This window comes from Paraeggerthella hongkongensis (genome assembly GCF_003726035.1).
In the GTDB taxonomy this organism is placed as follows: domain Bacteria; phylum Actinomycetota; class Coriobacteriia; order Coriobacteriales; family Eggerthellaceae; genus Paraeggerthella; species Paraeggerthella hongkongensis.
The window spans coordinates 216506-242598 of the sequence record NZ_QICD01000002.1 but is presented as its reverse complement, the minus strand read 5'-3'; the positions used below and the strand labels follow the sequence as shown (position 1 = coordinate 242598).

The 26093-nt window shown below is 62.3% G+C and carries 22 protein-coding genes; 21 read left to right on the top strand and 1 reads right to left on the bottom strand.

Features of this window, described 5'->3' with window-relative positions; genetic code table 11:
• Positions 1 to 134 precede the first annotated feature (134 nt).
• The 3 genes from ftsY (at position 135) to DMP08_RS02415 (ending at position 3925) form a co-directional block, all read left to right on the top strand.
• Complete coding sequence (ftsY, locus tag DMP08_RS02430; protein WP_123191399.1) at positions 135 to 1055, top strand: signal recognition particle-docking protein FtsY; 921 nt, start codon at positions 135 to 137, stop codon at positions 1053 to 1055.
• A gap of 747 nt (positions 1056 to 1802) precedes the next feature.
• A complete protein-coding gene (ffh, locus tag DMP08_RS02420; RefSeq protein WP_123191397.1) occupies positions 1803 to 3215 on the top strand; it encodes a signal recognition particle protein in 1413 nt (470 codons plus the stop codon).
• A gap of 203 nt (positions 3216 to 3418) precedes the next feature.
• Positions 3419 to 3925 carry a GNAT family N-acetyltransferase gene (locus DMP08_RS02415; protein ID WP_123191396.1) on the top strand — a complete coding sequence of 169 codons (507 nt, stop codon included), beginning with the start codon at positions 3419 to 3421 and terminating at the stop codon, positions 3923 to 3925.
• Positions 3926 to 4051: 126 nt separating this feature from the next.
• Here DMP08_RS02415 and DMP08_RS02410 read toward each other — a convergent pair whose 3' ends face one another.
• The gene (locus tag DMP08_RS02410) at positions 4052 to 4777 is read right to left on the bottom strand and encodes a B3/B4 domain-containing protein (RefSeq protein ID WP_123191395.1); all 726 of its coding nucleotides are present in this window, start codon (positions 4775 to 4777) and stop codon (positions 4052 to 4054) included.
• 667 nt (positions 4778 to 5444) lie between these two features.
• Between DMP08_RS02410 and rpsP the strand changes: the two genes are divergently transcribed.
• The 18 genes from rpsP (at position 5445) to DMP08_RS02310 (ending at position 26054) form a co-directional block, all read left to right on the top strand.
• The gene (gene rpsP, locus DMP08_RS02400; protein WP_114565816.1) at positions 5445 to 5690 is read left to right on the top strand and encodes a 30S ribosomal protein S16; all 246 of its coding nucleotides are present in this window, start codon (positions 5445 to 5447) and stop codon (positions 5688 to 5690) included.
• Between the two features lie 5 nt (positions 5691 to 5695).
• Positions 5696 to 5950 (top strand): KH domain-containing protein, encoded by a 255-nt coding sequence (locus tag DMP08_RS02395; RefSeq protein ID WP_114565815.1) that lies wholly within the window; start codon positions 5696 to 5698, stop codon positions 5948 to 5950.
• Between the two features lie 72 nt (positions 5951 to 6022).
• A complete protein-coding gene (locus DMP08_RS02390; RefSeq protein WP_244596751.1) occupies positions 6023 to 6472 on the top strand; it encodes a ribosome maturation factor RimM in 450 nt (149 codons plus the stop codon).
• A 43-nt stretch (positions 6473 to 6515) separates the two neighbouring features.
• Complete coding sequence (gene trmD, locus DMP08_RS02385; RefSeq protein WP_123191393.1) at positions 6516 to 7235, top strand: tRNA (guanosine(37)-N1)-methyltransferase TrmD; 720 nt, start codon at positions 6516 to 6518, stop codon at positions 7233 to 7235.
• A 301-nt stretch (positions 7236 to 7536) separates the two neighbouring features.
• Entirely contained in the window at positions 7537 to 8100 is a 564-nt protein-coding gene (gene lepB, locus DMP08_RS02380) for a signal peptidase I (RefSeq protein WP_123191392.1), read from the top strand.
• 48 nt (positions 8101 to 8148) lie between these two features.
• A complete protein-coding gene (locus DMP08_RS02375; RefSeq protein ID WP_123191391.1) occupies positions 8149 to 9114 on the top strand; it encodes a glycine--tRNA ligase subunit alpha in 966 nt (321 codons plus the stop codon).
• Complete coding sequence (gene glyS, locus DMP08_RS02370) at positions 9111 to 11201, top strand: glycine--tRNA ligase subunit beta (protein WP_123191390.1); 2091 nt, start codon at positions 9111 to 9113, stop codon at positions 11199 to 11201. Before DMP08_RS02375 ends, glyS begins: the two co-directional genes overlap by 4 nt.
• A gap of 4 nt (positions 11202 to 11205) precedes the next feature.
• Positions 11206 to 12090 carry a pyruvate, water dikinase regulatory protein gene (locus DMP08_RS02365; RefSeq protein WP_123191389.1) on the top strand — a complete coding sequence of 295 codons (885 nt, stop codon included), beginning with the start codon at positions 11206 to 11208 and terminating at the stop codon, positions 12088 to 12090.
• A gap of 57 nt (positions 12091 to 12147) precedes the next feature.
• A complete protein-coding gene (gene ppdK, locus DMP08_RS02360) occupies positions 12148 to 14886 on the top strand; it encodes a pyruvate, phosphate dikinase (RefSeq protein ID WP_123191388.1) in 2739 nt (912 codons plus the stop codon).
• Positions 14887 to 15428: 542 nt separating this feature from the next.
• Entirely contained in the window at positions 15429 to 16061 is a 633-nt protein-coding gene (locus DMP08_RS02350; protein WP_123191386.1) for a nucleotidyltransferase family protein, read from the top strand.
• Positions 16054 to 17310, top strand: coding sequence for an aminotransferase class V-fold PLP-dependent enzyme (locus DMP08_RS02345; RefSeq protein WP_161555404.1), 1257 nt, complete (start codon positions 16054 to 16056; stop codon positions 17308 to 17310). The genes DMP08_RS02350 and DMP08_RS02345 overlap by 8 nt, the downstream gene beginning before the upstream one ends.
• A complete protein-coding gene (locus DMP08_RS02340) occupies positions 17297 to 17677 on the top strand; it encodes an iron-sulfur cluster assembly scaffold protein (protein WP_161555403.1) in 381 nt (126 codons plus the stop codon). Before DMP08_RS02345 ends, DMP08_RS02340 begins: the two co-directional genes overlap by 14 nt.
• A gap of 39 nt (positions 17678 to 17716) precedes the next feature.
• Entirely contained in the window at positions 17717 to 20323 is a 2607-nt protein-coding gene (locus DMP08_RS02335) for a winged helix-turn-helix domain-containing protein (RefSeq protein WP_148042320.1), read from the top strand.
• A 144-nt stretch (positions 20324 to 20467) separates the two neighbouring features.
• The gene (locus DMP08_RS02330) at positions 20468 to 21184 is read left to right on the top strand and encodes a 2Fe-2S iron-sulfur cluster-binding protein (RefSeq protein ID WP_123191382.1); all 717 of its coding nucleotides are present in this window, start codon (positions 20468 to 20470) and stop codon (positions 21182 to 21184) included.
• On the top strand, positions 21184 to 23496 hold the full coding sequence (locus tag DMP08_RS02325) for a xanthine dehydrogenase family protein molybdopterin-binding subunit (RefSeq protein WP_123191381.1): 2313 nt from the start codon (positions 21184 to 21186) through the stop codon (positions 23494 to 23496). Before DMP08_RS02330 ends, DMP08_RS02325 begins: the two co-directional genes overlap by 1 nt.
• A 15-nt stretch (positions 23497 to 23511) precedes the next feature.
• Positions 23512 to 24459, top strand: a complete 948-nt coding sequence (locus DMP08_RS02320) for an FAD binding domain-containing protein (RefSeq protein ID WP_123191380.1) — start codon at positions 23512 to 23514, stop codon at positions 24457 to 24459.
• Positions 24460 to 24464: 5 nt separating this feature from the next.
• Positions 24465 to 25544 carry a hypothetical protein gene (locus DMP08_RS02315; protein ID WP_123191379.1) on the top strand — a complete coding sequence of 360 codons (1080 nt, stop codon included), beginning with the start codon at positions 24465 to 24467 and terminating at the stop codon, positions 25542 to 25544.
• An 18-nt stretch (positions 25545 to 25562) separates the two neighbouring features.
• A complete protein-coding gene (locus tag DMP08_RS02310; RefSeq protein ID WP_123191378.1) occupies positions 25563 to 26054 on the top strand; it encodes a hypothetical protein in 492 nt (163 codons plus the stop codon).
• Positions 26055 to 26093 lie beyond the last annotated feature (39 nt).

Here is a 26093-nt window from a genome sequence, read left to right as displayed (position 1 = left end):
TTCTGCCTGCGAGGGAGCTAGGGGGATGGGACGGGCGCGATGTTCGCGGGGTGCGGGCTTCAGAGGAATCTGCGTCGCTGACGGGGGGCTTTTTTTGAGCTACACTGTTCAAGTTGCTGAGAAAGGAGCCCGACATGGGATTTTTCGATAGGATCAGCGAAGGGCTGAGCCGTTCGCGCGACAAGTTCAAGGAGCAGATGAACGTCCTTCTGGATCGCGGTCCGGATTTGGACGAGGAGTTCTGGGACGGGTTGGAGGAAACGCTCATCCTTGCCGACATCGGCGGCGCTGCCGCGTCGGAGATCGTGGAGAACCTGCGCGACCAGGCCACCCGCAAGGCGTTGCCCGACGCGTACGCCGTGCTCGACCTGCTGAACGATCAGATTGCCAGCACGTTCGCCGAAGGCGGCCAGGACGTGTTCGGCGGCGGCGATGCCATCGTGTTGTTCGTGGGCATCAACGGCACTGGCAAGACCACCACGGTGGGCAAGATCGCCAAGGCGGCTACCGACGAAGGGCGCAAGGTGCTTCTGGGCAGCGCCGACACGTTTCGCGCGGCGGCCATCGAGCAGCTGGAGGTGTGGGCGCGCCGCGCGGACGTGCCCGTGTGCACGCGCGAGCGCGGCAGCGATCCTGCCAGCGTGTGCTACGACACCATCGAGCGCGCCGAGCAGGAGGGCGCCGATTTGGTATTGGTCGATACCGCCGGACGCCTGCATACGTCGGCCGATCTCATGCGCGAGCTTGAGAAGGTGGTGAACGTGGTGCGCAAGCGCGCGAACATGCCCGTGTACACGGTGCTCGTGACCGATGCGACCACCGGGCAGAACGGCCTGCAGCAGGCGCGCGAATTCGATCGCGCGCTTGACTTGGACGGCGTGATCGTCACGAAGCTGGACGGCACGGCCAAAGGCGGCATCGCATTGGCCGTGTCGCATGAATTGGGGCTTCCCGTGCTCAAGATCGGCGTAGGGGAGGGGCTTGACGACCTCAAGGAGTTCGACGCCCATGATTTCGCGCGTGCCCTTGTTGGCGCGTTCGACGAGCGAAGCTAACGCAGCGGCCAGGCGGGAGGGTTCGCAAACTCGGGCGCGAATCGGCGCCCGTGACAAAAGAACCAGGTGTCGAACGTGCGCGTGCGGTCGCTTCGCTGGTAAAAGCCCTGGCCGCGTTTTCTGACGCGGCCAGGATACGGCCTTTCGCGCGATTCGAATTGCCATAGGTCCTGATTCGCGTCCAAGCTCTACCTGACTCCATGTTGAACCGCCATTGACATCGAGAGGATACTGTCTGATGCAGTATGCCATGGGGTCCCCGATCTTCCGATGAGTCATGCGCCTCGTGCTCGATTGCTTGTCGTGCGATTCTTCCCCCCAATGTTGCGTTCGGAGGACGCGTTGAGGGATGGTCTTCGACAAGAGCATGCATATTGCCTGGTCGCAGGTGTTTTTCGTTGGCGGACGAGTCTCGACACGCGCTCGAGCGCAACATTGGGGGAAGAATCGCGCGTGCGGTGGCCGCTTGCGTTTCCATTGCCAGTTTCAAGAGGCGGCTTTCGGGCATTGTGCTGCTGTTGGAAATGTTCTGTCGGCGAATCCTTCGCTTTCGAACGAATTCGTCGAACGGGCCGCTCATCATGTTCGGCGTACTGTCGACGCCGTCGGCGATACCGCCGCTGAGGGATGCGGGCGCTTCTAATACGCGGTCGGATTGCTTGTGTGTTTGTGGTCTGGGCAGGATTGGTGTCGTATAATTCGAACCACTACGCTTAATCGACGCATACGACGAGGAGCTTACCGACCATGCTCGAAAACCTCTCCGAACGCCTTCAAGGCATATTCTCCGGTTTGCGCGGCAAAGGCCGCCTGACCGAGGACGACATCAACGGCGCCATGCGCGAGATCCGCATGGCGCTTCTGGAAGCGGACGTCAACTTCAAGGTGGTCAAGACCTTCGTTGCCAACACGAAGGAGCGCTGCCTGACCGCAGAGGTGCTCGACTCGCTCACGCCTGCTCAAAACGTCATCAAGATCGTGCTGGACGAACTGACCGGGCTTTTGGGGCGCACGGACTCCAAGCTGGTGCTGTCCAGCCGCATTCCCAACGTGATCATGCTGGTGGGCTTGCAGGGCTCCGGCAAGACCACCGCAGCCGCGAAGCTGGCGTACCGTCTGAAGCAAGAGAACCACAGCCCGTTGCTGGTTGCCTGCGACGTGTACCGTCCCGCTGCGGCCGATCAGCTGGAAACGCTCGGCGGCGAGATCGGCGTGCGCGTGTACCGCGGCGACGGGCAGGATCCCGTGAAGATCGCCGCCGAGGGCGTTCAGGACGCCATCGACAATCTGCGCGACGTGGTCATCGTCGACACGGCGGGCCGCCTGCACGTCGACGACGAGATGATGGACGAGGCCGAGGCCATCAAGCGCGCGGTCAAGCCCGACCAGATCCTCATGGTGGTCGACGCCATGACCGGCCAGGACGTGGTGAACGTGGCGAGCGCGTTCGCCGAGCGGGTGGACTTCGACGGCGTGATCATGTCGAAGATGGACGGCGACGCCCGCGGCGGCGGCGCGCTTTCCATCAAGCAGGTCACCGGCAAGCCCATCAAGTTCATCAGCTCGGGCGAGAAGCCCGATTCCCTTGAGGAATTCCATCCCGACCGCATGGCGAAGCGCATCCTGGGCATGGGCGACGTGGTCAGCCTCATCGAAAGCGCCGTGGCGGTGCAGCAAGAGGAGATGGAGGCCGAGTCCGCCGAGCGCATGATGAAGGCGCAGCTCAACCTCAACGACTTCATCGAGATGAACCGCCAGGTTCGCAAGATGGGAGGCGTGTCGAAGCTGATCAGCGCCTTGCCCGGCGGCGATAAGGCCATGGCTTCCGGCCAGGTCGACGAGAGGGCGTTCGATCATATGGAGATCATCATCAACTCCATGACGAAAGCGGAGCGCGAAAAGCCCGACCTCCTGAACGGCAGCCGCCGCGCGCGCATCGCGGCGGGGGCGGGCGTCACCGTCTCGGACGTGAACCAGCTTATGAAGAAGTTCAACGAGACGAAGAAGATGATGAAGAAGATGATGCCCGCCATGGAGGAGATGCAGGGAGGCCGAAAAGGCAAGAAGGGCAAGAAGGGCCGCCGCCGTCGGGGGATTCCCGGCATGGGCGGCATGAGCATGTCCGACATCAAGAAGCTCCAGGATATGATGGGGCAGTAGCGCGATTCCACCGGCAATTGCCGGTGGAACTGTTTGGGGGATCCCGGCGTCCTCGTGAAGGCCGTGCGGGCGAGCGGCCCGCTTCGCCTGCACGGCCTTGCGGCTTGAAGCGCATCCGCGCGACCCTGCTCTGCTATACTTGCCTGCGCGACGCGTTCGCGCGCCGCGCAGGCAAGACGGCGACAAACGACAGGAGGCGCGCCATGGCGCTTGAGATACGCCCGTACCGTGAAGAGGATCTTTCGGGCATGATCAAGGTGTGGAACGAAGTGGTCGAAGGCGGGGAGGCTTTCCCGCAGATCGAACCGCTCACGCTCGATACCGCGCGTGAGTTTTTCGCCGAACAGGCTTTGGCTACGGTGGCGGCTATCGACTCGAAGCTGTTCGGCCTGTACATTCTCCACCCGAACAACGTGGGCCGATGCGCCCATATCGCGAATGCCAGCTACGCCGTTGCGTCGAGCGCCCGCGGCGTCGGCTTGGGACGCGCCCTCGTGCAGGATTCGCTCGAGCAGGCGGCCAAGAAGGGCTTTTTGGGCTTGCAGTTCAATGCGGTGGTCTCCAGCAACGAAGGCGCCATCCATTTGTACGAGGACATGGGTTTCACGCGCGTGGGCACCATTCCCTGCGGATTCGTCAACTTCATGGGCTCTTACGAGGACATGCACATCTACTTCAAGAGCACGGCCCGCTCTGCTTCCAACTGCTGAGGGTAGCCTTCAGCCTGGTCGAGGTTGCACTGGACGCCTCGAGATCGGTGCATGCCGGTTTCGAGGCGTCCGTTCGAATGGGAGCCTCGTCGGTTTGCCGGAGGGCGCAAGACGCTGCTTGCGCAGCTACTCGGCAATGACGACTTCAGGATGCTCGCGGTCGATTACGGCGCGCGTCGTCACGGTTGCTCCCAAGTAGCGTTCCATGAGGGCGGCGAACTCGTCGAGCGCGGCTTCGAGGTCGCCGCGGCGGGCCGGATCAATGCTCTCGATCACGAGGAACGCGTTCTCGGATTCGTCCGTCAGCGCCGTGCGCTGCCCGTCGCGCCAGTTGAAGCAGCGGCAGACGGCGCCTGCATCGTCGCGATAGCAGAGTTCTCCCGGCAGCGTGGGATCGTCCTCGTCTTCGCCGAGGGGCAAAAACGCGTCGCCGCCCTCGGTCAGCCCCAGGCGCAAATCGCCGACGAAGGCGTCGATGTCCTCGCCGCCCACGGGCAGGGCGTATTTGAGCGAAATGGCGTTGTAGGCGTCCACGGACGGCGTGATGGATCCCACGGGGTTGCCTTTCAGCACGCGCTTGAGCAGGTTCTCGATCGAGCAGCGCGCGCCTTTCTTCGTTTTGAACTGCCGATACGCCTCGCGCCACACCTTGACCGGCTCGTTTTCGGAAATCACGTTGCTGATCAGGTGGGTGTTTGCTTCGCAGTTCGCGTCGCTCAGCAGCCTCGAGATCTCGGCGGCGTCGGCGGCGGGCACGTCACCTGCTCTTTTCATGTCGTGAACGACGATGACGCCGATGGCGGCATCGGGGAACAGCTCCCAAAACGAGCTTTCAGCTATAAACTTTTGCATGTCCTTCTCCTTCGTGTCGTCGTTGCCGTCCTTCGTGCATCGTGAAGTTGAGGCCGATGATTCCTACGGCGATCAACGCGATGCAGATAATCTTAGGCGCGCTTGCCGGCTCCTTCGCGGCAGCGTTTTGAACGCGTGGAACAATAGCCCGAAGCTGACGATCGTGCCTCCAACGGTGAGCAGGTTGGGAACAAGCTTTGTGAAACCTTCGAAAGCTCGAGCTCGCAGACCCAAGGCATCTCGAACGAGCCGGCGATGACCAAGATAGCCCAATTCATGGTTCCTTCCAACAAAAAAGCATGTCTGCTCTGTCTTCTCAGGCATGCTGATGAAAGCGCGCATGCTCGCGTCTTGATCTACCCGGCGGCAGATACCCTATGTGATTGGTTTGGCCGGGTGCTGCACTGGGGCGGGCGAGCTGAACGCTCGCGCATCCCGACATTGCGGCGGCTGCCATGCGCATGTCGGGTGCACTCAAACGTGGGCTTTTCGAGGACGATTGCGCCTTGCTTTGCGCAGCGGACCTTAAACACTTAAAATTCGGCTTGGTAATCCGCTTGTCAAACCGGTAGTTTCGCCGTATCATAAGCAATTGCTGTTTTCCCTACACCGTAATGACGGTGTCGAGGCATGAATCGTATGTAAGAAGCAAAAGGAGTTCATCTTCATGGCAGTTAAAATTCGCCTGGCCCGCCACGGTGCCAAGAAGCGTCCGTACTACCGCATCGTCGTCGCCGATTCGCGCTGCCCGCGCGACGGTAAGTTCATCGAGGAAGTGGGTCGTTACAATCCCTGCTCCGAGCCTGCCATGGTGTCTTTTGACATGGACAAGGTTGACCAGTGGATCAAGAACGGCGCACAGCCGACCGACACGGTCGCTTCGCTGATCAGGCGCGCCCGCGAGAACGCGTAAATCCTATGGCCGAGCAGACGGAAGACATCGTCGGTCTGGTTGAATCCGTTGTACGTCCGCTTATCGAGTTCGAAGACGATCTCGAGATCACGGCGAGCAACGCGGAGGACGGAACGATCCTCGTCGAGGTGCGCGTGCATGAAGAGGACGCTGGCAAGGTGATCGGCCGCCAGGGTCGCGTCATCAAGGCTATCCGCACCCTCGCCCGTGCTGCTGCTTCTCGTACGAACACGCATGTCGAAGTGGAACTTCTCGATTAAATGCGTGCATGGGTTAACGTAGCCGAACTGGCTCGAACAAAAACCTTATCGGGAGGGCTCGTCGCGCGAAGCGTGCCGGGTCTTCCCTTTTTGCTGTCCGAGGGCCTGGAGGTGGCGTTCGTTCCGCCTCGGCACGACGGACCGCGTCGCGGCATCGTGGAAAGCACGAAGCACGAGGGGAAAGACGCGTATCTGGTCACGTTCGAAGGCGTGCGCGACATCGATACGGCAGAGCTGCTGGCTGGGTGCTATTGCCTGGTTCGACGAGCTGATCTGCCTGAAGATGCGTTGGTCGCGGTTGACGACGACCTTGCGGGCTACGAGGTGCACGATGCTTGCATCGGGTACGTGGGCATTGTGGAGGACGTGCTCGAAAACCCCGGTCAAACGCTTCTTTCGGTTGCCCGAGCGGGCGGGAGCGGATCGGCGCTCATCCCTTTGGTAGATGCCTTCGTTACGGGCTTTGACGACGATGCCCGCCGTATCGACGTAGCTTTGCCCGACGGCTTGCTCGATCTGTAGCGTCCTTGCGCGGCGCTTTCCGTTTGCCTGAAAGGACCCTTCCGTGATCATCGAGACGCTCTCGACGTTTCCCTCTATGTACGATTCCGTTATGGGCTCTTCCATGATGCGCATAGCGCAGGAGAAGGGCATCCTTGAGTTCAAAGCGCACGATCTGCGGGATTGGACGCACGACAGGCATCGCACTACCGACGACGACCCGTACGGCGGCGGCGACGGGCTGGTCATGAAATGCGCGCCCATCTTCGAGGCGCACGACGACATCGTAGCCAAGCATTCTGCGCGCCCCTGCACGATTTTCCTGAGTCCGCATGGGGCTCCTTTCGACGATGCGCTGGCGTGCGAGTTGGCGCAGGAAGACCGCTTGCTGTTCGTGTGCGGCCATTACGAAGGCATCGACGAGCGCGCCTACACGCTGGCTGATCGCGTGATATCGCTGGGCGATTACGTGCTCACGAGCGGCGAACTGGCGTCCATGGTGGTCATCGACGCCGTGGTGCGCAAGGTTCCGGGCGTGTTGGGGGCCGAGACGGGTGCTCTCGGCGAGAGTTTCGCCGACGGCCTTTTGGAGTATCCCCAGTATACGCGTCCGGCTTCGTTTCGCGGTATGGAGGTTCCGCCGGTTCTTTTGTCGGGAAACCACGCAGCCGTGGCTCGCTGGCGTCGCGAATGCAGCCTGGAGCGCACTTATCGCTTGCGCCCTGACTTGCTTGACGCCGTGGACTTGTCTTCGGAGGATAGGAAATTCCTCAACGCCCTGTAGGGCGACAACCCAAACCGCGCAAACCTGCCAGCGAGGACGGTTTGCGCGCGTTCGCCGCGCTGGTCGCATTCGCGTACGGGCAAGCGGACGAAGGGGAGGCGCCGGTTGTATCCGGCGTGCGACGTTTTTCCCGGAAGCTTGAGCCCCGCGCCTCTTTGCCGCTTCCTCTTTCGCCCGGTGATCGGGATTTTTCTGCAAACTTTGTCGAACGGGTCGGGTGCGTCGCTCGGACGCGCTATCATAGGCACTCGTGATCTCATTCGGGCTCCACGCGCCCGCATCGAAAGGATAAGCAGGCTTCATGAATTCCGGTCAGCACGCCGATCATCAGCGTCCGAGCATACTCAGGTCGTTTTTCAGCCTGGTCATCATGGTGGCCTTCGTCTTCGGGCTGTCGTGGTTGCTGAGGACCTACGTGTTCCAGCCGTACGAGATTCCTTCCGGTTCCATGGAAGAGACTATCATGACGGGGGACATGGTGTTCTCCGAAAAGGTGAGCTACTATTTCCGTGAGCCTGCGCCGGGCGACATCGTAACGTTTCAGGATCCCGAGATTCCCGGGCGCGTCCTGATCAAGCGCTGCATCGCCGTGGGCGGGCAGACGGTCGCCGTCGATGACAGCGGCCTGGTCTACGTGGACGGCCGAGCGCTTTCCGAGCCTTACACCAACGGCTTGCCGTCGTATCCGCTGGCAAGCGACATCACCTATCCCTACACGGTTCCGGAGGGGTTCATCTGGGTGATGGGCGACAATAGGACCAACTCGCAGGACTCGCGTTTCTTCGGCGCCGTGCCGGTCAGCTCGGTCACGGGTCGGGGGGCGCTGGTGTACTGGCCTTTGAGCAATTTCGGCCTGCTGGAATAGCGGGCGTTCGAACACACTGAGGGATTCCGTACGAGGACAAGGAGAGCCATGTCAACCGAAACTGCAAACGCTTTGGCGCAGCAGCAGGGGGCCGCCGATCAGCTGCCGCCGACGTTCCAGGACGTCATCATGAACCTGCAGCGCTACTGGGCAAACGCAGGCTGCGTTATCCTGCAGCCTTACGACAACGAGGTGGGTGCCGGCACCAACGCGCCCGCCACCACGCTTCGCTCGCTGGGACCCGACACGTGGCGCACGGCCTACGTGCAGGGCAGCCGCCGCCCTACCGACGGCCGTTACGGCGAGAACCCCAACCGCACCCAGCACTACTTCCAGTTCCAGGTGCTCATGAAGCCCTCGCCCGACAACATCCAGGACCTGTACCTGGGCAGCTTGCGCGCCATCGGCATCGACGTGGACGCGCACGACGTCCGCTTCGTGGAGGACGACTGGGAAAGCCCGACGCTGGGCGCCTGGGGCCTTGGCTGGGAGGTGTGGATCGACGGCATGGAGGTGACCCAGTTCACCTACTTCCAGCAGGTCGGCGGCTTCGAGTGCAGCCCGGTCCCGGTGGAGATCGCCTACGGCCTGGAGCGCTTGACCATGTTCGTGCAGGGCGTGGACAGCATGTTCGACATCGTGTGGAGCCGGGGTGCCGACGGGGTGACGTTCACGTACGGCGACGTGTACCTGGAAAACGAGCGCCAGTACTCCAAGTTCAACTTCGAAGTGGCCGACACCGACTTCCTGTTCCAGGAGTTCAACGAGCGCGAAGCCGAGTGCAAGCGCACGCTCGAGGCTGATTTGCCGCTGCCCGCTTACGACAGCGTGCTCAAGTGCTGCCACACCTTCAACCTGCTCGACGCGCGCGGCGTGATCTCTGCAACCGAGCGCATGGCCTACATCCTGCGCGTTCGCACGCTGGCGAAGGCCGTGTGCGCAAGCTATATGGAGCACGTGGTGGGCATCAAGCCTGCCGAAGACGTCGAGGCAGGAAAGGAGGAGGTACGATGAGCATTCTGCATACGCTCGCATTCGAGATCGGCACCGAGGAGATTCCGGCGTTCGATCTGCACAAGGCAACGCTTCAGCTTGAGAAGCTGGTTCCGGCCGCGCTCGACGAAGTGCGCATACCGCACGGCGACGTGGCCATCTATACTACGCCCCGCCGCCTGATCGCGATGGTGTCCGATGTGGCCGATACGACCGAGGCTCTTGACGAGGTGTTTCGCGGTCCGTCCGCTAAGATCGCGTTCGATGCCGACGGCAACCCGACGAAGGCCGCGGCTGGTTTCGCGCGCGGCAAGGGCGTCGATGTCGATGCGCTTGAGCGCCGCGAGGAGCATGGCGTGGAGTACGTGTTCGCCACGAGGAGCGTTCCCGCGCGCGACGTGGCCGAGCTGTTGCCCGGCGTGCTGGAGGGCGTGATCGAGGGCATCTCGTGGCCGAAGTCCTGCCGCTGGGGCACCACGAGCGAGTATTTCTCGCGTCCGGTGCGCTGGCTTGTGGCCATGCTGGACGAGCGCGTGATCCCCGTTTCCTTCGCGGGCTTGACTGCCGGCAGCCTGACGCGCGGCCATCGCTTCTTGGCTCCCGGCCCGCATGAGGTGGCCACGGCCGCCGATCTTCTGGGCGTTGTCGAGGCTGCCCATGTGGTGACGAGCGAGCAAGCGCGCGAGCAGGTTATTCGAGTAGGCGTGGCGCAGGCCGAGGCACAGACGGGCGCTCGCGCCGAGCTGCCCGAGAAGACCCTGCTGGAGGTCACGAACCTCTGCGAGCAGCCGACCGTGCTGGTGGGAACCTTCGACGAGGAGTTCCTGCGCGTGCCGGAGGAGATCATCGTGGATGCGATGCTCATGCATCAGCGCTACTTCCCGCTGTACGATGCGAACGACAAGCTGACCAACAACTTCATCGTGGTGAGCAACGGCGACCCGGCGCATGCCTCCACCATCATCGACGGCAACGAGCGCGTGGTGCGCGCGCGCCTCTCCGACGCCAAGTTCTTCTACGAAGAGGATCTCAAGCGTCCGCTCGAGGCGTACGTCGATCATTTGGACGAGGTGGTGTTCCAGGAAACGCTCGGCACCATGAAGGCGAAGACCGACCGCATCGTGGCGCTGGCGAAGCACCTGGCTTGCGACGCGGGGCTTTCCGAAGCCGACGCCGCCGACGCCGAGCGCGCTGCGTATCTGGCCAAGGCCGACCTGGTGACGAACGCCGTGGTGGAGTTCACCAGCGTCCAGGGCATCATGGGCTCGTACTACGCCGAGGCTGCGAACGAGAGCGCCCAGGTGGCGCGTGCGATCGCCGATCACTACCGTCCCCGCTTCTCCGGCGACGAGCCGCCCGCGTCCAACGTGGGCAAGATCGTGGCGACGGCCGACAAGCTGGACACCATCTGCGGCTTGTTCGCGGTGGGCCAGGGCCCGACCGGATCTTCCGACCCGTTCGCGTTGCGCCGCAGCGCTATCGGCATCGTTGCCATGCTCGAAGGCGGCCTTCCCGTTTCCCTGACGGCCGCCATCGATGCGGCGCTGTCCACTTACCAGGCGGCCGGCGTGGAGTTCGATCGGGACGCGGTTCGCGCCGAGGTGTCGGACTTCTTCGTCACGCGCACGAAAGTCATGCTGCGCGACGGCGGCTGCTCGCCCGATGCAGTGGACGCCGTGTTGGCTACGGGCGTAGAGGAGCCGGCGCAGATCATCGCCCGCACCCGCGCGCTCGAGGCGGCTCGCACCAACGCTCCCGACGCATTCGACAACCTGGCCATCGCGTACGCTCGCGCAAACAACCTGCGCGACGCGAAACTGGGCTCCGACGTGGACGAGGCCCTGACGGCTGATGCGGAGCGTGCGCTCCTGTCTGCAGCTGACGAGGCCGCCGCACGTGTGTCCGAAGCTCTTGCCGCCGACGACTACGCCGCCGCGCTCGCCGCGCTTTCGGCCCTGCGCGCGCCGATCGATGCCTTCTTCGAGGACGTCATGATCATGGACGAGGACCAGGCGGTGCGCGAGAACCGCCTGCGCTTGCTGAACCGTTTCGTGGCCGTGTTCGCCCACGTGGCGGATTTCGGCAAGATGGCGAAGTCGGCCAAGTAGCGCCATGGGCGATTTCATCGTTCACGAGAACGCGACGCCGCTGCCCACCATTCACGTGATCAGCGATTCGGTGGGCTTGACGGCTCAGGCGGTGGCCCGTGCGGCCGCCGCCCAGTTCGGCGTCACGAATCCCATTATCGAGGTGCTGCCGAAGGCGCGCACGTTCGAGGAGATCGAGGCGTTCATCGACGAGCACAGCGCTTTCCACCGGCAGCGTACGGGGGACGGGCGCATCCTGGTCTTCTACACGCTGGTGGACGCCGGTCTATCGCGTAGGCTGGCGGAGTACGCCGCCTCGCGCGACGACGTAGTGGCCGTCGATCTTATGACGAGCGCGGTGGGAGCCATCGCGCGCATGACGGGGCTTGCCCCGTCCACGACGCCGGGCAGCGTGCACGTGGCCGACCAGTACTACTTCAGGCGGATCGAGGCCATCGAGTTCACCATCGCCCACGACGACGGCCGCAACCCGCAGGAGATCGCGCAGGCGGACATCGTGCTTTTGGGCGTGTCCCGCTCGTCGAAAACGCCGACGTCTATCTATCTTTCGCAGCAAGGCTACAAGGTGGCGAACATCCCGCTCGATCCCTCGACGGAGCCGCCGAAGGAGATCTTCGATGTGGAGCGAACCCGGCTGTTCGGGCTTATGACCACGGCGGAAGTGCTGGTAAGCATCCGCCAGCGAAGGCTCGGCCGTGCCGGCGGGGTGGCTTCGCGCTACGCCGATCCTGAGTTCGTCTACCAGGATCTGGAGAAAGCGCGCGCCCTGATGCGCAAACTCGGCTGCATTGTCATTCACACCGAAAATCGAGCCGTTGAGGAAACCGCTCAAGAGATTTTGCGCTACTATGAGCGCGTTCATCCGCCATCGGCTGATATGATGGGCTAGACCTGTGACTCAAGGTTCGAAACGGTAACGAAAAGCACTTCGGGTTAAGGAGAAAAAGTGACTGAAGAAGTCAAGCGAGTCTATGCGTTCGGCAAGGACGCTCAGGGCAACAACGTGACCGAGGGCAACACCAACATGAAGGCGATCCTCGGCGGCAAGGGTGCGAACCTTGCTGAAATGGCCAACATCGGCCTGCCCGTACCTCCGGGATTCACCATCACGTGCCAGACGTGCATGGAGTACGCCAATGCCGGCAACACCTGGCCCGAAGGCGCGCTCGACACCATTCGCGAGTACCGCGAGGATCTTGAGACCCGCATGGGCAAGAAGATCGGCGATGCCGAGGATCCCCTGCTTGTTTCCGTTCGCTCCGGCGCTCCCATGTCCATGCCGGGCATGATGGACACCGTGCTGAACCTGGGCCTGAACGACCAGTCCATCAACGGCCTGATCAAGCAGACCGAGAACCCGCGCTTCGCATGGGACTCCTACCGTCGCTTCATCCAGATGTTCTCCGGCGTGGTCATGGGCTTGGACGGCGACCTGTTCGAGAACGCCATCACCGCTATGAAGAACCTGCGCGGCGTGGCGTCCGACACCGACCTGACCGCCGAAGACCTACAGGAGCTCGTGGCCGAGTTCAAGCAGATCTTCGCCGAGAACGTTTCCGCCGAGGCGTATCCGAGCCTCATGGTCGACGGCGCGATGCAGTTCCCGCAGGACCCCATGGCTCAGCTGCAGCTTGCCATCGAGGCCGTGTTCGGCAGCTGGAACAACCCGCGCGCCACGCTGTACCGCAAGCAGAACAAGATCGCCGACGACCTGGGCACTGCCGTCAACGTGCAGTCCATGGTGTTCGGCAACAAGGGCAACACCTCCGCCACGGGCGTCGCGTTCACGCGCAACCCCGCTAACGGCGACAAGGAATTCTACGGTGACTACCTGGTGAACGCGCAGGGCGAGGACGTGGTGGCGGGCATCCGCAACACGAGCCCCATCGCCGAGCTCAAAGAGGTCGCAGGTCTGGAAGAGGCCGGTCGCGAGCTGGAAGAAGTGTTCGTGACGCTTGAGAACCACTTCCGCGACATGTGCGATATCGAGTTCACCATCGAACAGGGCAAGCTGTGGATGCTGCAGACCCGCGTGGGCAAGCGCACCGCGGCCGCCGCGCTGCATATCGCCATCGAAATGGAGAAGGAGGGCCTCATCTCGAAGGAGGAGGCCGTCATGCGCGTGGATCCCGATCAGCTCGATCAGCTGCTGCACCCGCAGTTCGACAAGGATGCCGATTACGACGTGCTGGCTCGCGGCCTGAACGCCTCTCCGGGCGCTGCCGTGGGCGAAGCCGTGTTCTCCGCGGTGGACGCTGTAGAGGTTTCCGAGGCCGGTCGCAAGTGCGTGCTGGTTCGCTGGGAGACCAACCCCGACGACCTGGCCGGCATGATCGCCGCCGAGGGCATCTTGACCTCGCACGGCGGCAAGACCTCTCATGCTGCCGTTATCGCGCGCGGCATGGGCACTCCGTGCGTGTGCGGCGTGGAGGCGCTGCGCATCGACGCCGAGAAGAAGCAGGCTATCGTGATGGGTACCGACGTCGTCATTAACGAGGGCGACATGATCTCCATCGACGGCACGTCGGGCATCGTGGTGCTGGGCGCTGTCGACCTGGTGCTTCCCGAGCTTACCGGCGACCTGGACACTATCCTGGAGTGGGCTGACGAGTTCCGCACGCTGGGCGTGCGCGCCAATGCCGACAACCCCGAGGATGCTGAACTGTCCCGCGGCTTCGGTGCTGCGGGCATTGGCCTGTGCCGCACCGAGCATATGTTCCTGGGCGATCGCAAGCAGATCATCCAGACCTTCATCCTGAATGAGGACGAAGCCGTGCGCGAGAAGGCTGTGAACGATCTTCTGGCTGCTCAGACGGGTGACTTCCTGGGCATGTTCGAAGCCATGGACGGGCTGCCGGTTATCGTGCGCCTGCTCGATCCGCCGCTGCACGAGTTCCTGGAAAGCCCGCGCGCTCTTGACGTGGAAATTGCCAAGCTGGAGGCTACCGGCGGCGACAAGGCGACCATCGCCGAGAAGCGCAAGCTTATGGAGCAGATCGACTCGATGAGCGAGGCCAACCCCATGCTGGGCCTGCGCGGTTGCCGCTTGGGCATCGTGTATCCCATTCTGCCGGTCATGCAGGTTCGCGCCATCGCTACGGCATGCGCCGAGCTCAAGAAGCGCGGCTTGGATCCGAAGCCCGAGATCATGATTCCGCTGGTGTCCGTGCTTCCCGAGCTGGAGAAGCTGCGTCGCGTGGCCGAGGAGGCCATTGCCGAGGTTGCCGCCGAGCAGGGCATCGAGTTGGACATCCCCGTGGGCACCATGATCGAGCTGCCGCGCGCTGCCGTTACCGCTGACGAGATCGCCACGCAGGCGGACTTCTTCAGCTTCGGCACGAACGACCTGACCCAGACGACGTTCGGGTTCAGCCGCGACGACGTGGAGGCCGAGTTCGTTCCGCAGTACCTGGCCGAGCGCCTGTTGCCGTACAACCCCTTCGCCACCATCGATCCGGGCGTTGCCAAGCTGGTCGAGATGGGCGTCGAGCTGGGTCACAAGGGCAATCCCGACATCGTGTGCGGCGTATGCGGCGAACACGGCGGCGATCCCGACTCTGTGAAGATGTTCCACAAGATCGGTCTGGACTACGTCAGCTGCTCGCCGTACCGCGTGCCGCTGGCTCGCTTGGCCGCCGGTCAGGCTGCCCTCGCCGAGAAGATGGGCGACGCGCGCGACAAGTAAGCGCTTTCAAAAGCATGCATGTCCGAAGGACCCGCAGCGAACGTGCTGCGGGTCCTTCTGCGTGCGAAGAGAATAGCGGGGCGCCTTTTGGCAAACTCGCGTTCGCGCTCGAGCGTTGCCGGGGTTTTCGCCTCGCGCGCCGAGCTGCGGATCCTAGCGGCGCTTGCGACGAACGGGGGAGGGCGCGCGATGTTTGTGGGCGCAAATCGGGACCTGTGACACGCTGTGCGCCCGATCCGCCCTTTCTCGACGGCGCTTTAACGATAAAAGCCCAGGTGGTGGTTTTTCCAGATGCGCCTGCAGCACCGTTTTCCCGTTCGATAGTGTCACAGGTCCCGATTTGCGCCCAGGTCGACAGGCACCCGCGTACCTGGGCACAGCTGCGTCCGGATGCGAAAACGAGTGAATCAGGAGAGGTCCGGCAATGCGAACGCTGTTTGGGCATTGCTGCATAGTCTTTCGTATTCTGAAAGACTACCCGTTTGGGTGATGCGCGCACGGCGTTGGGACTCCTACACTTGCAGCGAGGAAAGGAGGATTCGATGCAGATGTTTCCGCGCGTGTGCGCATGCGTACTTGCGGCGGGGGAGTCCAAACGCATGGGAGCCTGCAAGCTGCTCTTGCCGTTCGCAGGCTCGACGCTGCTCGAACGCGCGCTCGACGCTGCGATCGGGTGCGCAGCGGAGGGCGTTGCGGTGGTGACGGGCGCGTACCGTAGCGAGATGGCGGCTACCATTGCATGCGCCGGCGTTGAGGAGGTGCATAATCCTTCGTGGGGCAACGGGCAGGCTTCATCGGTGAAAACGGCGGTGTGCCATGCCTCATCGGAGGGATTTGATGCTGTCCTGCTCATGGTCGCCGATCAGCCCTTTGTGACCGCTTCTCATCTGGATGCCCTCCTAACCGAGTACGATGCCGGAAGGGCAGGGGCGTATCTGAGCGCGAACGGCAATCGCTGCGGGAATCCGTGCTTGTTCGACAAGCGCTGCTTTTCCTCTCTGACGAAGCTGGAAGGGGACGAAGGAGCTCGCTCGCTGTTTCGGCGCGATTCCAGCTTTCCCGTTCGGTATATCTATTTTGACGACGTCGATCTGTTCGAAGATGTCGATACGCCGCAAGATCTTGCGCGACTCGAAGCGTTCGCTCGGGAGGGAAGGGAGACGCATCGTGTTTGAACCGTGCGCTGCTCCGCCGCTTGATCGTGCTCAGTTTCCCGTACTCGAACGGCGCATCGGACGTGACGGCGATCGTGCGCTCGCGTATCTCGACAATGCAGCCACCGCGCTTGTGCCTCGGCGCGTGACCGACGCTGTAACGCGCTTTCTGCATACGAGCTGCGCCAATATTCATCGGGGTGCGCATGTACTGGCCGAAGAGGCCACCGACGCCTATGAGTGCGCGCGAGAGCATCTTGCGGCTTACCTGGGGGTAGAGGATTCGGCGCGCGTCGTGCTCACGCACGGTGCCACTGAGTCGCTCAACCTGGCGGCGCTGTGCTGGGCGGAGCATGCGCTGCGTCCGGGCGATATAGTGGCCGTGGCCGAAGACAATCATCACTCTAATATCGTGTGTTGGCTGATGCTGGCCGAGCGCCGCGGGGTCGAGCTGGCCTGGATACCCGTCAAAGCCGATGGCAGGCTCGATTACGGAGCTTGGTGCCGCATTGCTGCGCGCGCTCCTAAAGTAGTGGCGCTGGTGCAGCAGTCGAACGTCATCGGCTGGATGCAACCCGATCTTCCCCGTATTCTGGACGATGCGCGTCGCATGGGTGCCTTTATTGCATTGGACGGTGCACAGGCGGCTGCCCATGCGCCGGTAGATCTGGCCACCCTGCCTGTCGACTTCTACGTCCTTTCGGCGCATAAGATGATGGGGCTCACCGGTATCGGTGCGCTTGTGTGCTCGCCGCGCGCTCTCGAAGGCATGAGGCCCGCCATCGGGGGAGGCGGGATGGCGGCTCGGGTGGACGCGCGCGGCTACGTGCCCGCGTCCGGTCCGCAGGGTTTCGAGGCGGGTACGCCCGCCATCGCCGCTGCCGTTGCATGGGACGAGGCGTTGTCCATGTTGGAGGAGGCGGGCATGGAGGCGGTGCATCGTCACGTGGCTGCGCTGGCGTCCCGCGCCCAGCGTGGGTTGAGCGATCTGCCGGGCGTGCGCGTGCTGGGCGGGATGCCTTCCGCTTGCGCATCGCTGGTGAGTTTTGCGGTGGAAGGCGTGCACCCTCACGATGCAAGTGCGGCCTTCGATGCCGAAGGCGTGCTCGTGCGCGCCGGGCATCATTGCGCCAAGCCGATTCATGCAGCCCTCGGCGTGCGCGCAAGCGTGCGTGCCAGTTTCGCAGGCTACTCGAGCGAGGCGGATGTGGATGCGTTGCTGCGTGCCGCGACGCTTCTTGTCGAAAGGACGGGGCGTGCGGGCAGATGACGAAATGATTCAAGAGCGCGGAGCGCATCCGATGCGCAAGGGCTTCTCGGGACTGTACGACGCCGAAGCGCAGGGCGACAATCCCTTTTGCGGCGACATGCTGAGCGTGCGCGTGGCTGTGCGGTCAGGAGAAAACGGTGCCGTGATAGAGCGGGCGGCCTTCGACGGCTACGCCTGCACGCTGTGCTCGGCGTGCGCCGATGCGCTTATGCAGCGCGTGGAGGGGATGCGCGTGCGCGAAGCCGAGACGCTGTCTGTCGAGGACGTGCTGGCGCTTTGGGGAGGGCTCGAGGTCGGACGCACCCGACGTGGATGCGTCGAGCTGCCTCTCATCGTGCTGAAGCGAGCGCTCGCTTTGCTACAATAGGGATACGCAGGCTAGGCGCGAGACGACGGGGGGATCGGCGTGCGCGAAGGAACGTCCAGAGGGGGCTGGGGAGGGATCGTCCTTCCTTCGAAGATAAGCATCCCGTCTCCAGCATCGAACGTCATCGAGCGACCAGAGGTGCGCGAGAAGCTGTCGCGCGCTCTAGCGCGCCCGGTCACCTCGGTGGTGTCGGCGGCGGGTTACGGCAAGACCGCTGCGGTGTCCTCATGGGTCGCTTCGCTTTCCGACGTGCCGGTGGCCTGGTACCGGATCGAGGCGGAGGACGCGCCGCTCGAGCGCTTTTGGCTGCACCTTGCGGCTGCTTTGCGGATGGCTGACCAACGGATATGCCCCTCGTTCGACGAGGTGAGATTACCTGAGGACTTCAAAGGCATCCGCCCTGTCATCGACTCGCTCATACTTCAGATGGAGGAGTTTGGAAGCACGTTCGCGTGCGTGCTCGACGATTTTCACGAAGCGCAGGAACATCCGGAGGTTCTTGAAAGCGTTCAGTACCTGCTGCGTCACATGCCCGGCAACGCGCACTTCGTCATTGCCTCGCGCCGGCCCTTGCTCTTCCCGACTGCAAAGATGAAGGTGGTCGGCGAGCTTGCGGAGCTGACCGAGGCCGACCTGCGTTTTTCCTTCGACGAGACGAGGGCCCTGTTCGCATCGATGGGCGTGAGGACGACCGAGGACGAGGTGCGCCTCATACGTTCGGTTACGCAAGGCTGGGCAGCCGGCGATAAGCTGGTTGCTCTGCTGTGCGGCAACGGCCCCCAAACCGATCTTGACCAGGCGCTCGCGCAGGCTCAACGCGGTATGAGCGAATACCTCTTCCAAGAGGTGTTCTCGGTGCTGGGCGAGGACACCCAGCGCTTCTTGGTGCGCACGTCGGCGGTCGAGTCGTTTTGCCTGCCGCTTGCGGAGCGTATCACGGGTCTTTCGCGCGCCGAAGTTGCCGCACAGGTGGACTTCTTGATCGATAACGATCTGTTCACCGAACGGTTTGAGCGCAAGAACGGGGAGGATTGGTATCGCTACCATCTCTTGTTGAGCGAAGTGCTGCGCGAACGTCTGGGCCGTCTTGCTCCGGAGGAATCGGCGGGGGTGAAGCGCGCCGCGCGCGATTGGTACGAAGAGAACGGCTTTCTCGACGCTGCGGTGGAGATTTCCGCCGAGTTGGGGGATTACGAGAGTGTCCGCGACGTCATACTCGCGCACTGGCAGCAGCTGTACATGGACGACTCCCATAAGACCTTGAGGCAATGGGCTTCCGCGATGCCCGAAGCGGCCATTACGGCAAGCCCTCTTTTGTGCGCGGTGCTCGCGATGCCCGCTGCACTCGCCGGTGATTTCATGCGTGCCGATGCGCTCATCCAGGCGGCTGTCGGGCGCCTGCACGACGATCAGGATTTTCTTTTCGCGCTTTGCATGGCGCAAAAAGCCTATATCGCATCGTTTCGCGGCGACCGCTCCGGCATGCGGGCGTACGTGGACGCGGCGATGCGGCACCTCCCGGAAAGCGAGCATTATCTGCGCGGCATGATGCTTCAGATCAATGCCGCCACCCTGTGGTACGACGATCCTGTTGCCGCGCGCGCGGAGCTGGCGCGGGCCGTGCGGCTCCAAGTTCCTATCGGCAACGCAAACCTCTCGTGCTCGGCTTACTGCAACCTAGCGGTGACGTGCGCCGATCTGGGGCTGATGGGCGAGGCGCGAATGAACGCCCGTAACGCTTTGCAGCTGTACGATGAGGAGATCCGCCGATTCAAGCCCATGCTTGCATATGCCCACCTTGCCCTGATGGAATGCGCGTACGAGGAGAACGACTTCGAGCGGGCGCTCGAAGAGCGCAGGGTTGCGTTGGAGACGTCTATCGACGGCGTCGTGCTCGTAAGGCGGGCGGAGTTGGAGGCGCTCGCAGCCAAGATAGGGTATTGCACGAAAAACCCTCGTGCCAAGGAGGCGTTTTTCGAGGCGATGGCTCAAAGCGAGATCGGCGCCGTCTCCGTGTTCCCATCGCTTCCCATGGTAAAAGACTGGTGCGCTTCCTTTCGCCAGCGCGCCGTCGAGAAGCTCGAGGAGCAAGGCGGCACGGTATCCGAGCGCTTGTTCAATGCCATGATCGCCTATCATCTTGATTGGATCGGGAACTTCGAGGAGGTCTGCTCCTTTGCCGAATGGGCTCCGAAAGAGATGCCCTCGCTGCGCGTTCGGGCGCTGAGCGTTGCGGCCGCATTCTCAGAGAAGGTCGCTCAATTCCGGCGTGCGGAGGATTATCTGAGCGAAGCGACCGATCTGGCCGTCGCCGTAGGACTCGAAGGGGCGTTTTGCGAGAACGCCGCCTATGTAAGACCGGTCGCCGAGCGCCTTCTTGCTTGCGGCTTCGAGGGGCAAAACGCGGAATTGCTTCGTTTGGGGCTTGACGACGGGAGGAATCGGGCGCCACAGGCAGCGTTGACCGAACGGGAGCTTTCCGTCATGCGCCGCATAGCCGCAGGCGATACGGTGGCGCAAGCGGCGGAGGCTTTGTACGTCTCCCGCGACACGGTGAAGAAGCATCTTTCGAACACCTATGCCAAGCTGGGCGTGCATTCGAAAATGCAGGCGGTTGCGCTGCTGCGCGAGCAAGGCGTTCTATAGGCGTCTTCTCCCGACCCTTCGAAGCGCGCTTCGCTTTAAAATCACCCGCAACGGTACCTGGTAGGGTAATACGTCTCGGCGGGCCTCGTCCTTAAAGTGTTCCTTACAGTATTGGGATCACTGAATCAGGAGGAGGACAAGCTGATGGCTTACGACGTTACTCGTCGCGACTTTCTCAAAGCTGGCGGGGTGGCCGGCTTTGCAGCAGGCGTGGCCGGCTTGGGGATCGGATCGATACTCGGTACGCCGGAGACCGCGCTAGCGGAAACCGTCACGGTGACCGATTTCGTGTACACCTGTCCCGTATGCGGGCGGAAAACCACGGACTACGATGCTCTTGTGAAGCATTTCGAGGAGGAGCATCCCGACGCAAGCTCCGGCGTGCCGCAATGCGTCGAGCTCATGATCAACGGGAACGTCGTCAAAGTGCAAGCAGAACCGCATTGGACCCTGCGCGAAACCCTGCTCAAGGCGGTCGGGTTGACCGGCAACGCAAAGGAGATGTGCGATCGGGGCGGGTGCGGCTCGTGCACGGTTCTCATCGACGGCGTACCGGCCTTGTCATGCAGCACGTTGGTCGTGGAATGCCCGGGCAAGCAGATCGAGACGTCCGAGGGCATCGCCGCCGACGAGCGATGGAGGCCCTTGGTTGAAGCGTACGCGAAGCACGATGCCATGCAGTGCGGCTACTGCACCCCCGGGCAGTTCACCGTCGCGAAGTACATCATCGAAAAATACGGGCAACCAACTGAGGAGCAGATTCGCGCCGAGTTGGCTGGCAATATTTGCCGATGCGGAACGTACAAGAGGCATGTGGAGGCTATTCAGGAAGCCGCATCGGCCATCGAAGGGGGTAACTAATGGGCGAAACGAGCGTTTGGGAGCTTGAGGGAGCCAACCAGGATCGCGAGGATTTCAAGGTCGTCGGCACATGGGACCATCCTGGACGCCAATCATGGGACATGGTTTCGGGCGCGGCCAAGTACCCTACCGATCTGTGGATGGAGGGCACGCTCACGGCTATGGCGCTGCGTAGTCCGTACGGGCATGCGAAAGTAAAGAGCTTGGACATCTCCGGGGCGGAGCGGATGGAGGGCGTCGAGCTCGTCCTTACCTACGAAGATGAAGAACTTGCTGCGATGCCCGTCAACGTTCCGAGCTACTTCGAGTTCGGCCGCAGCCCCCTGCTTGGCGACGAGGCCGAGTTCGAAGGCGACGAGGTGGGCTGCGTGGTGGTGGCTATCAACGAGGAGACGTGCAAGCGCGCGCTCGAGGCGGTCAAGGTGGAATGGGAGGTTCTTCCGTTCGTTACCGACCCTCGGGAGGCGGCGAAGCCGGGCGCGCCCATTTTGCGTCCCGAAATGAACCCCGACTCGAACATGACGGGAAACACGTTCGGCGCGCCTATCGAGTGGGAAATCGGCAACGTCGAAGAAGGGTTCAAAGAGGCTGACTACATTGAGGTTGTAGAGTACGGGCGCCCTATGTGGAGCCAGTTCCGACCGATGCCGCCCGCGTACTTCTCGTACTGGGACAACGATCCTTGGGGCAATCCTGATGGGGAGAAGATGTGCTATGTCACGAATCACGCGCATTTCCCCAGCAACGGCCCTATCGTTTCCGCATTCATGGGCTTGGGGTCGCATGCCGACAAGTTTCGCGCCCTGTCACCGTACATGGCAGCGCGCTATTGCGATTTTGTGGAGAAGCGCGGAGCGCAGTTTGCCCCCGTGCTGTCGAAGCGATTGGGCGGCGTGCCGGTCCGCTACGTTCAGAGCCGCCGAGAATCGTTCGACGCGGCAGTGCCGCAAACGTATTTCACGGTGCGCATCGGTTTCAAGAAGGACGGAACCTTGGTGGCGGTTCAGTCGAAGAACGTGCATCAGAGCGGCGCGCGCGGCGGTTACGGAGACAAGACGCACGGGCACCTGGTGCTTCCTGCGAACGCGCAGGGATTCAAATCTACCTCGTGTCCGAACATATACTCGGAAATGGCCTATTACGTGACGAACGGGGCATGTACGACGGCTGACCCCGGCAAAGATCATTGGGAGCCCGTCAACCTGGCCTTCGCCAAGATCGCGGACACGTTGGGGATTCCGATTTCCGACGTCATCATGAAGAACGTGAAGGTGACCGAGCCCTCTCTGTCGACGTGCATGGCTTCCGGCAAAGAAGCGTTTGGATGGGATGAGAAATGGCACCTGGCTGGCCAGCGCACGCTCGAAGACGGGCGCCTGCACGGGGTGGCTTGTCGCGCATGCTGGTCAATGACCTGGGGAATGATATCCTACAACATCAACTTGCGCATGGGCGTCGACGGAAAGGTGTACATGCCCTACGCCGAGTCGCTCATCGGCACGTTCTGGCCTGATTCGGCCCAGCTGGTCATCGCGGAAGAAATGGGCATGAAGCTGGAAGACGTCATCGTCTACTACGCGCCGAACTACAACAACTGGCAGCAGGGCGATGCTGCCGATCGCGGCGCCACCTGCACCTGGGCCGCGAAAGAGGCAGCCGTTCAGCTGAGGGCCCAGATACTTCAGGTTGGCTCTGCATTGCTCGGGGCTTCTCCCGACGAAGTGGATTTGATCGATTCCATGATCACGCTCAAGTCCGATCCTTCGAAGCGGGTCTCGCTCGTGGGCATCGGTCAGCTTGCCGTCGGCTACTGCGGCAAGCCGAAGGTTCCGTTCCAAAACGACGTCATACGCACGATGAACGTCGACTTTTGCGAAGTGGCCGTCGACCCCGAAACGGGCTTGGTGGATATTCTCGATTACTGCTCAGCCCATGATTTCGGCAAGGTGATCAGGCCTTCGTCCGCCATCGGCCAGCTGGAGAATTCCCTGACCATGGCATCGGGCCGGGCATTGCGCGAAGAGCTGATCTGGGACGAGGGGACAGGCGTGCTGCTCAACGGCAATCTGTACGACTACAAGGTTCCCACCGCGCTCGATCAGCCTGTGATCAACGCCGTGCCCGTGGAGACGCGCTGCGGCGGCGGCGCGTACGGATCGACCGGGGTTGCGCATGCCCATGCCGATGCCGGATTGGTGGGTCTGGCGATTCAGAACGCCATCGGATCCTTCATTCCCATGGTGCCCTACACCCCCGACAAGGTGCTTTCGGCTTTGGGAACGACGGGTTCTGACAGCAACGCCAAAGCGTAAGGGAGGAAGGTTTTCGTGAAACACTTCAAGCATATGCAGGCCTCTTCGGCAAAAGAGGCGGCTAACCAGACGAAAAACGGAGCCTCGGTGCTCATTGCCGGCGGCACGGACATCTTGGGAACGCTCAAGGACGAGATACTGCCGACCTATCCTGAGACGGTGGTTGACATTAAGACCATCGAGGGAATGGACGAAATCAAAGAGGACGGCAATGCGCTGCGCATCGGCGCCTTGGCCACATTGGCGCAGGTGGCCGAGAGCGAAACGGTGAAAAACGGGTGCCCGGTCCTTGCCGAGGCGTGCGCTCGCGCAGCGTCTCCTACCATACGACACATGGGAACGATCGGCGGCAATGCGTGCCAGATGCATCGCTGCTGGTACTTCCGCACGCCTGACGATCGGTTCCACTGCATCCGAAAGGGCGGGGATTGGTGTCCGGCGCGCATCGGGGACAATCGCTACCATTCTATTTACGGGGACCAGGACGGTTGCTATGCATCGAGCTCGCACGACACGGCTCCTGCGTTGGCGGCCCTCGGGGCCACGGTGGTGACGACGAATCGCGAGGTTCCTGCGGAAGAGTTCTTCCGTGCGAGCGGTACCCGTTCGAACGTGCTCGAAGACGGCGAGGTCGTCACCGAGTTCAAGGTTCCCAAGGCGCCGAAAAGCGCGTTCCAGAAGTTCGCCTTGCGCAAATCTATCGATTTCCCCTTGGTCAACTGCGCCGTGGCTCAGCAGGAGGACGGTTCGGTACGCGTGGTGCTGGGAGGGGTGTATCCTGCTCCCTGGCGTTCGGCGGAGGCTGAAGCTGAGCTTTCGCGAGGGATCGATGCCGTATCGGTCGAACGTGCGGCGGATGCAGCCGTGTCTGTATGCAAGCCTTTGGGCAAAAACGGATACAAGGTGGAGATAGCGCGCACCATGGTAAAGCGCACCCTGCTCGAGCTCGCTGAACGGGGGTGAGCGCAATGACGCACGATGCTCTCGAATGGAGGCGCGCGCTGCGGTCGGTTCGCGCGATGGTCGACGGGAGCGACGAGATCGTCTGCACGCCTGAGCGTTTGGCGATCCCCCCTTCATCGCGAGAAGGCTTCTATCGGTTGGTTTCGGAAATCCAAGAAGGGCTGGTAGAGGAGGCAGCTGGAAGCGACCTTGCGCGCTCGGAGAGCCTTGCTGCTCGATGCCGAGCGGTCAAGAAGCGCATAGAGGACGCGTCCGGATTGTCGGAACTCGCATTGCCGGCGTCTGTGGGACACTACATCGAGAGCCCTCGACGTGCGCTTGAAAAGACGCTTTTCTGCTGCGTGATGGATTGCCTGCAGACAGGGGAGGACCAGCGCGCCTTGTATCGGAACGCATGCGGCGCGCTTGACCGGGCGCATGCGTCCCTTGCGCGTTACGCCTACGAATTCTGGACGTATTTCGGCGTTGTCGCGGCGTTGGATCCCGTGCGTTTCTGGCTTGTCGAATCGCCCGATACGGTTCAAACGTTCGCCACGCCTGCCGAAAGGATCGTGGTAGGGCATCAGGTGACCAGCCCTGAGCGTCGTATTCCCGATGCGGTGTTCGAGACGAAATCCGGACGGCTGTTCGCATTCAAGAACGAGCCTGCGCGCGAGCTCGACTTTTACGGATTGAGAATCAGAAGACGGCGCGATATGTCGTTGGGAGGGAACAGCGCGGACCAACTGGCTCATCGAGTGCTCATGCTCTATGAGCTGGAGAGCATCGCGAGCATTCCGCTTCTTGCAGATCGCGACAAGTTGATGATCAGGCCCGTCGACCTTATGGTCGAGGTCTTGTCGCAGAAGGAGATGGCGAAGCCTTCTTTTGCCTCGCACGTGGCTTCGCGGTACCGGGCGGTGCCGTCGCGCAGGTCGGTGTGCGTGGTGACCTTGGAAGAGGGAGCTTCGTTTCCTGCAGAGTTCGAAGCGGACCTGACGCTGCCTGCGCGTGACCTCGTGTTCGTCGGCAGCGAGGAGCGGCGTTTGGAAGATATTGCCAGGTTGCTCGACGATGCTGCGCTGCAAGTCGAGCAACCTGCGTAAACGATGATTGGAGAGACTATGAAAGTAGAGCGGAAAAAAGTTACGTTCGCGTCGCTCTTGGCGACGACAGCATTGGTTTTCGGGCTTGCAAGCTGCGCGCCGCAGAACGTCTCCGAAGGAGAGGGCTCCGCGAAAAAAAGCAACGACACGACGGTGGCTGGAGAGTACGTACCCTACGATCCTGCAGTGGAAGCGGAGCATACGTCCGGCAAGGCTATCGAGGGCTCTGAAGAAGAGGAGCTGCAGCAGGAGCGCATTGCAGGCGGCGCGGTAGGCGGGGTGGTTTCCCAGAACCTCGAGCCCTTGGAGGGCATCGTTGACGGGCCTGCGGGCGAGTACGCTCCCGTGTACGGCATCGACGGCGAACCGCCTGCGATAGGGCATGGCGACAACGGCTCTGACTGCCTTAGCTGTCACAGCGGCGAGAGCTCGAAGGCGAAGCAGCCTTTGAGCCATGAATCCGCGAATCTCTCGAACGAAGAGTGCACGAGCTGCCATAAAGCTCGCTAGCGGAGCGTGCTCCAGCGTTTCGACGCTGGAGCGGCTGCC